This is a genomic window from Aeromonas sp. QDB30 (assembly GCF_027707645.1).
GTDB lineage: Bacteria > Pseudomonadota > Gammaproteobacteria > Enterobacterales > Aeromonadaceae > Aeromonas > Aeromonas caviae.
This window is the reverse complement of sequence record NZ_JAPCIY010000117.1, coordinates 1-7,871: the sequence shown is the minus strand read 5'-3', so window position 1 is coordinate 7,871 and position 7,871 is coordinate 1. Positions and strand designations below refer to the sequence as shown.

Annotated in this window: 4 protein-coding genes; 3 read left to right on the top strand and 1 reads right to left on the bottom strand. The window is 61.3% G+C overall.

The features are described 5' to 3' along the window. A partial coding sequence (locus PG896_RS20010; RefSeq protein ID WP_270836134.1) for a hypothetical protein occupies window positions 1-184 on the top strand: 184 nt, incomplete at its 5' end. Between the two features lie 58 nt (window positions 185-242). Here PG896_RS20010 and PG896_RS20005 read toward each other — a convergent pair. Beyond that, entirely contained in the window at window positions 243-1,187 is a 945-nt protein-coding gene (locus PG896_RS20005) for a TIGR01212 family radical SAM protein (protein ID WP_103858277.1), read from the bottom strand. A 613-nt stretch (window positions 1,188-1,800) separates the two neighbouring features. On the opposite strand from PG896_RS20005, the gene gltB reads away from it, so the two are divergent. Together gltB and PG896_RS19995 are read left to right on the top strand one after the other, a co-directional pair. Beyond that, window positions 1,801-6,258 carry a glutamate synthase large subunit gene (gene gltB, locus PG896_RS20000; RefSeq protein WP_103858276.1) on the top strand — a complete coding sequence of 1,486 codons (4,458 nt, stop codon included), beginning with the start codon at window positions 1,801-1,803 and terminating at the stop codon, window positions 6,256-6,258. A gap of 12 nt (window positions 6,259-6,270) precedes the next feature. Beyond that, window positions 6,271-7,686, top strand: a complete 1,416-nt coding sequence (locus PG896_RS19995) for an FAD-dependent oxidoreductase (protein ID WP_039040371.1) — start codon at window positions 6,271-6,273, stop codon at window positions 7,684-7,686. Window positions 7,687-7,871: the final 185 nt, after the last annotated feature.

The following is a 7,871-nucleotide window of genomic DNA, read 5'->3' as shown; positions in this document are numbered from 1 at the left end:
TGGTGTGTTTGGAGACAGCCAGTTTACCAGCACCCTGTCTGTCAACTTCCACTTCCCCAAGATCCCGCGAAGAACCAGAAATATGCCACCCGGTTCGAAGAGACACCGCCCGGTATACAAACTGCAAAGAGTTATTGATAACTATATCTTTTTTCAAGCCGACCATCTTATCAAGGTGACTTGAACGAAACTATACTCCAAAGACTGAATTTCATCTAATAACCCACTGTTTTTTGACGAAATTAGAGTTGGCACTCGCCCGTGGAAGGGAGAGAAAAAGGGCGTCCCAGGCAGTGCCCCTGAGGGCCTGAGCGTGCCAGCGCCGCGGCAATGGCGGTCATGGCGCTCCAGCGATTCTCGCACCAGGCGGGGGCCAGCAGGGTCGGGCGGCGCGCCGACGCCGAGACCCTGTGATAGACCACCTCGGGAGGCGTGTACTGGATCATGGCGACCGCCGCCGCCACATACTGCTCCATCGTCAACACATCCAGCCGTCCCGCCTGCCACGCCTTGCCAAGGGTGCTCCCCTCCACCACATGCAGTGGGTGAAGCTTGATCCCCTCGACGCCGGTCTCCACGACACGGTGCAGGGTTTCCAGGCTGTCCATCGGCGCCTCGCCGGGCAGGCCGACGATGAGGTGTGCACACACCTTGATGCCCCGCAGATGGGCTCTGGTTACAGCGTCAACATAGGCGGCATAGCCGTGGCCCCGATTGATGCGTTGCAACGTCTTGTCGTTGGCGCTCTGCAGCCCGAGCTCCAGCCACACCTCGTAGCCGCGGGCCTGATAACCTGCCAGCAGATCCAGCACCGCATCGGGTACACAATCAGGGCGAGTTCCGACGCAGAGCCCCACCATGTCGCTCACCGACAAGGCTTCTTCATACATGCGCTGAAGGTACTCCACTTCGGCATAGGTGCTGGTATAGGCCTGAAAGTAGGCCAGATAGCGCCTGGCCCGGGTCACCTCGTCCCGGCGTGCCAGCAGTTGCTGCACCACGGAGAGTTGCTGGGCCGACTCGTCGGCAAAGGAGGAGACATTGCAGAAAGTGCAGCCACCCCGGCCCAGGGTGCCGTCCCGGTTGGGGCAGGTAAAGGCCCCATGGATGGAGAGCTTGTGGATCTTCTGGCCGTGGCGCAGCTTGAGATCCTGGCCAAATGTATTGATGAGTTCGTGTAACTGCATGACACCTCCGAAATGAGGTGTCATTCTAGCGACGCAGCCCGGCGGGCAGGCTGCGCTGGATCAATCCCGCTCTCTACCCAAAAATCATATAAATATTCACGTTAGATGCGATAAATACCCAACAGTCAGCATTCACGGTCACTTTTGACAACCTGTCACTCCTGCCACCTGGAGAAAAGTGTCATAACCTCTCGCCCATAACCGGCTGTAACTACTGAAAAAATCCTGTTTAGTCTGCTTATGGACAAATGCAAGACGCAGGATCCTGAAATGTGATCCCCGCCAAGCACACCAGAGATGACTTTGTAAAATTACTACAGTTTCCCGCCACCATGCAGTCAACCACTAAATCGTCCATAAACAGAATATAAATCCAACAAATAAATAAAAGTCAGTCATAAATACACAAAAATGCTGATTGAGTCTCAAAAACCCACATTTTGTTATGGTGATGTAACATTGCAAACAAGCGGGATGTCCAATTGACCTTGCCCGAAAATCCCATTAGTTTGGAGATTCGCCACCTCAGGCGGACGGAACCACAAGAGCCAATCGCAATTTATGCAGTCTGTTGATGACAGTGCGATGGAAGGCCGAGCAAGGGAGAAATGCAATGTCACTATATGATCCAAAGCTGGAGAGGGATAACTGTGGCTTCGGCCTGTTGGCCCACATGGAAGGGGAAGCCAGCCACAAGCTTGTCCGTCTCGCGATGTCAGCCTTGGCTCGCATGCAGCACCGCGGCGGTATCTCCGCTGATGGTAAGACCGGCGACGGCTGCGGCCTGTTGCTGCAAAAACCCGACAGCTTCTTTAGAGCGGTCGCCGAAGAGAAGGGATGGCACCTGGGCCGCAACTACGCGGTCGGTATGCTGTTTCTCAACCCGGACCCCGTATTGGCCCAGGCAACTCGCGACATCATCGACGAGGAGCTGGAAAGAGAGACCCTGAGTCTGGTCGGCTGGCGCAAGGTGCCCATCGATACCAATGTACTCGGTTCCATCGCCAAGGCGTCCCTGCCCAGTATTGAACAGGTCTTTGTCAACGCGCCCCCGGGCTGGGTCGACAAGGATCTCGAGCGCCGCCTCTATATCGTGCGCCGCCGCATCGAGAAACGCATCAGCGACGACTACTTCTATGTGGTCAGCCTTTCCAACCTGGTCACCGTCTACAAGGGACTGTGCATGCCGGTGGATTTGCCGCGCTTCTATCTGGATCTGGCCGACATCCGCATGCAGGCCGCCATTTGCGTGTTCCACCAGCGTTTCTCCACCAACACCAGCCCGCGCTGGCCGCTAGCGCAGCCGTTCCGCTACCTCGCCCACAACGGCGAGATCAACACCATTGCCGGCAACCGCCAGTGGGCCAAGGCGCGCAGCTACAAGTTCGCCACCCCGCTGATCCCGGATCTGCAAGAGGCCGCCCCCTTCGTCAACACCACGGGGTCGGACTCCTCCAGCCTCGACAACATGCTGGATCTCTTCCTGGCCGGCGGCATGGACCTGTTCCGTGCCATGCGCCTGCTGATCCCGCCTGCGTGGCAGAAGCACCCGAACATGGATGACGACCTGCGCGCCTTCTACGACTTCAACTCCATGCACATGGAGCCCTGGGACGGCCCGGCCGGCATCGTCATGACCGACGGTCGCTACGCCACCTGCGCACTCGACAGAAACGGTCTGCGTCCGGCACGTTACGTCATCACCAAGGACAAGTTCATCACGCTGGCCTCCGAAGTGGGCACCTGGGACTACACCCCGGACGAAGTGCTGGAGAAGGGCCGTGTCGGCCCGGGGGAGCTGTTCGTGGTCGATACCAGCAACGGCAAGATCTGGACCAGCTTCGAAATTGACGACGATCTCAAGAGCCGTCACACCTACAAGCAGTGGATGGACAAGCACTGCAAGCGCCTGGTGCCCTTCGAGCAGATGGACGATGCCAGCACGGGATCGCGGGAATTCCCGGATGACCGGCTCAAGACTTACCAGAAGCTGTTCGGCTACTCCTTTGAAGAGCTGGATCAGGTGATCCGCGTGCTCGGCGAGAACGGCCAGGAGGCGGTGGGCTCCATGGGGGATGACACCCCGATGGCGGTGCTCTCCTCCAGCCAGCGAACCCTGTACGACTACTTCCGCCAGATGTTCGCCCAGGTGACCAACCCGCCCATCGATCCCCTGCGGGAAAATCACGTCATGTCCCTGGCCACCTGTATCGGCCGCGAACAGAACGTGTTCAACGAGACCTTCGGCCACGCCCACCGGGTGCTGTTCCAGTCGCCGATCCTGCTCTACTCCGACTTCCATCAGTTGCTGGCCCTGGAGGGGGAACACTACCGCCATGCGGTGCTGAGCCTCAACTACCTGCCCGAAGAGGGGCTGCAAGCCGCCCTCGAGCGCCTCTGCCACGAGGCAGCTGAAGCGGCCCGCAGCGGCGCGGTGCTGCTGGTATTGTCAGACCGGGACATCAGCCCGGACACCCTGCCCATCCCGGCCGCCATGGCGGTGGGGGCGGTGCAGCGTACCCTGGTGGACAACAACCTGCGCTGCGACGCCAATATCCTGGTGGAGACCGCGAGCGTGCGCGACCCGCACCACTTCGCCGTGCTGCTGGGCTTTGGCGCCACCGCCATCTACCCCTATCTCGCCTACGAGACCCTCGCCAAGCAGGTAGAAGAAGGCGTGCTCAAGATGAGCCTGCGCCAGGCCATGCTCAACTACCGCAACGGCATCAACAAGGGCCTCTACAAGGTGATGTCCAAGATGGGCATCAGCACGGTGGCAAGCTACCGCTGCTCCCAGCTGTTTGAGGCGGTGGGCCTCTCCAAGGCTGTTGTCGAACTCTGCTTCCGTGGCGTATCGAGCCGCATCCAGGGTGCCGACTTTGCCGACATCCAGCAGGATCAGATCAATCTGTCCCGTCTGGCCTGGCTCGGCCGCAAGCCGCTGACCCAGGGCGGCCTCTTGAAATTCGTCCACGGTGGCGAGTACCACACCTACAACCCGGACGTGGTGCAGACCCTGCAAGTGGCGGTGCGCTCCGGCAACTACGCCGATTACAAGGAGTATGCCCGTCTGGTGAACGAGCGGCCGGTCGCCACCTTGCGGGATCTGCTGTCGCTCAAACAGGGCACCACCCCGGTTGCGCTGGATCAGGTGGAGCCAGCCGCCAGGCTGTTCCCCCGCTTCGACTCCGCGGCCATGTCCATCGGCGCCCTCGGCCCTGAAGCCCACGAGGCCCTGGCCATCGCCATGAACCGCCTCGGCGGTCAGAGCAACTCCGGCGAAGGCGGTGAAGATCCCAAGCGTTTTGGTACCGAGAAGAACTCTCGCATCAAGCAGGTGGCTTCCGGTCGCTTTGGCGTCACCCCTCACTACCTGATGAACGCGGACGTGGTGCAGATCAAGGTCGCCCAGGGTGCCAAGCCCGGTGAAGGGGGCCAGCTGCCCGGTGATAAGGTCACCGCGCAAATCGCCCAGCTGCGCTACTCCGTGCCCGGCGTGACCCTGATCTCCCCGCCGCCCCACCACGACATCTACTCCATCGAGGATCTGGCCCAGCTCATCTTCGACATCAAGCAGATCAACCCGAACTGCCTGGTGTCGGTGAAACTGGTGTCCGAACCTGGCGTCGGCACCATCGCCTGTGGCGTGGCCAAGGCCTATGCTGACTTCATTACCGTCTCCGGCTACGACGGCGGCACTGGCGCCAGCCCGCTCACCTCGGTCAAATACGCCGGCTCCCCCTGGGAGCTGGGCCTGGCCGAAACCCAGCAAGCCCTGGTGGCCAACGGCCTGCGCCACAAGGTGCGTCTGCAGGTGGATGGCGGCCTCAAGACGGGTCTGGACATCATCAAGGCGGCCATCCTCGGCGCCGAGAGCTTTGGCTTCGGTACCGGCCCCATGGTGGCGCTCGGTTGCAAATACCTGCGTATCTGCCACCTGAACAACTGCGCCACCGGCGTCGCCACCCAGGATGAGAAGCTGCGCCGCGAACACTTCACCGGCCTGCCGGAGATGGTGATGAACTACTTCAAGTTCATCGCCGAGGAGACGCGCGAGCTGATGGCCGAGCTTGGCGTCACCCAGCTCACCGACCTCATCGGTCGTACCGACCTGCTGGAAGCCCTGCCCGGCCTCACCGCCCGTCAGGCCAAGCTGGACTTGTCCGGCATCCTGGCGGCCCCGGTTGCACCGGCAGGCTCCAGTCTGTTCAGCCAGCAGCACAACCCCACCTTCGACAAGGGGCCCTTGAACCTCAAGATGGTGGAAGACCTGCTGGATGCGGTGGAAAACATGAGTGGCGGCGAGTTCCGCTACGACATCCGCAACACCGACCGCTCCGTGGGTGCGCGTCTGTCCGGCGAAATCGTCAAGCGCCACGGCAACCAGGGCATGGCGGCCGATCCGGTCAAGGTGCACTTCAACGGCACCGCCGGCCAGAGCTTCGGCGTCTGGAACGCCGGTGGCCTTGAGATGATCCTCACCGGGGATGCCAACGACTACGTGGGCAAGGGGATGACCGGCGGCAAGCTGGTGATCAAACCCCACGTCGGCGTGGCGTTCAAATCCCACGAGGCGGCCATCATCGGCAACACCTGCCTCTATGGCGCCACCGGCGGCAAGCTCTATGCCGCAGGGACCGCAGGCGAGCGGTTCGCGGTGCGCAACTCAGGGGCCTTGGCGGTGGTCGAGGGGATTGGCGACAACGGCTGTGAATACATGACAGGCGGCATCGTCACCGTGCTCGGCAAGACCGGTGTCAACTTCGCGGCGGGCATGACAGGCGGTTTTGCCTACGTGCTCGACGAGTGCGGCAACTTTGCCAAGCGCACCAACCCCGAGCTGGTCGAACTGCTGGAGGTGGCGGATCTGGCCATCCACCAGGAGCACCTGCGCGGTATCATCACGGCGCACCTCAACGAGACAGGCAGCTCGCGTGCCGAGGAGATCCTGGCCAACTTCGACTCCTATGTGCCCAAGTTCAGGCTGATCAAACCCAAGTCCAGCGACGTCAAATCGCTGCTTGGCCACACCAGCCGTTCCAGTGCAGAACTCAGAATCCAGGCGCAATAAGGAGGGAACCCTATGAGCCAGAACGTATTCCAGTTTATCGATGTCCAGCGGGTCGACCCGCCCAAGAAGCCGCTCAAGATCCGCAAGATCCAGTTCGTGGAGATCTACGAGCCCTTCAACCAGGCCCAGGTCGGCATGCAGGCAGATCGCTGCCTCGACTGCGGCAACCCCTATTGCGAGTGGAAGTGCCCGGTACACAACTACATCCCCAACTGGCTGAAGCTGGCCAACGAGGGACGCATTCTGGAGGCGGTGGAGCTCTCCCACCAGACCAACAGCCTGCCGGAGGTATGTGGCCGCGTTTGCCCGCAAGACAGACTGTGTGAGGGTGCCTGCACCCTCAACGACAGATTCGGCGCCGTGACCATCGGCAACATCGAAAAATACATCACCGACAAGGCGTTCGAGATGGGCTGGCGCCCGGATCTCTCCAAGGTGGTCAAGACAGGCAAGCGGGTCGCCGTCATTGGCGCGGGCCCAGCTGGCCTTGCCTGTGCCGACGTGCTGGCACGCAATGGCGTCACCCCTGTGGTGTTCGACAAGTACCCGGAGATCGGCGGCCTGCTCACCTTCGGTATCCCCTCCTTCAAGCTGGAGAAAGAGGTGATGCAGCGCCGCCGCGAGATCTTCGAGGGGATGGGGGTGGAGTTTCGCCTCGAGACCGAAGTGGGCCGTGACGTCACCTTCGCCGACCTGCTCGGCGAGTTCGATGCGGTCTTCCTCGGGGTCGGCACCTACAAGTACATGAAGGGCGGCTTTGCCAACGAAGAGGCGCCGGGGGTCTATGACGCCCTGCCCTACCTCATCTCCAACGCCAATCGCTTGCTGGGCTTTGAGAAGGCGCAAGCCGATTACATCGACTTCGCCGGCAAGCAGGTAGTGGTGCTGGGGGGCGGCGACACCGCCATGGACTGCGTGCGCACCGCCATCCGCCAGGGGGCCGATCGGGTGATCTGCGCCTACCGCCGGGATGCCGAGAACATGCCGGGCTCCAAGCGGGAGGTGAAAAACGCCCAGGAGGAAGGGGTGGAATTCATGTTCAACCTGCAACCTGTCGGGGTCGAACTGGACGCTCACGGCCGCACCTGCGGCATCAAGGTGGTGAGCACAGAGCTCGGCGCCCCCGATGCCAATGGCCGCCGCAATCCGGTAGTCATTGAAGGCTCCGAGCAGGTGCTGCCCGCCGATGCGGTGGTGATGGCGTTCGGCTTCCAGCCCAACCCCCAACCCTGGATGGCAGAGCACGGCGTCGAGCTCGACGGCCGGGATCGCATCAAGGCGCCCGAGAAGGCCGAGTACGCCTTCCAGACCAGCAACCCCAAGGTGTTCGCCGGTGGTGACGCGGTGCGCGGCTCGGATCTGGTGGTGACCGCCATCTATGAGGGTCGCAAGGCGGCCGAAGGGATCATGGACTACCTGGCCGTGTGATCTGCCGCCATAACCAAGCAGCCATGCAAACAGCCCCGCTCGTGCGGGGCTGTTTTTTTATCTCGCTCTCAATCCGCCAGAACCGGCTAGATGCTCCAGCTCTCCGGCAAAGTGGAAGTTGACAGACAGGGTGCTGGTAAACTGGTTGTCGCCAAACACACCACCACCATCACCCTGCTGTCGCC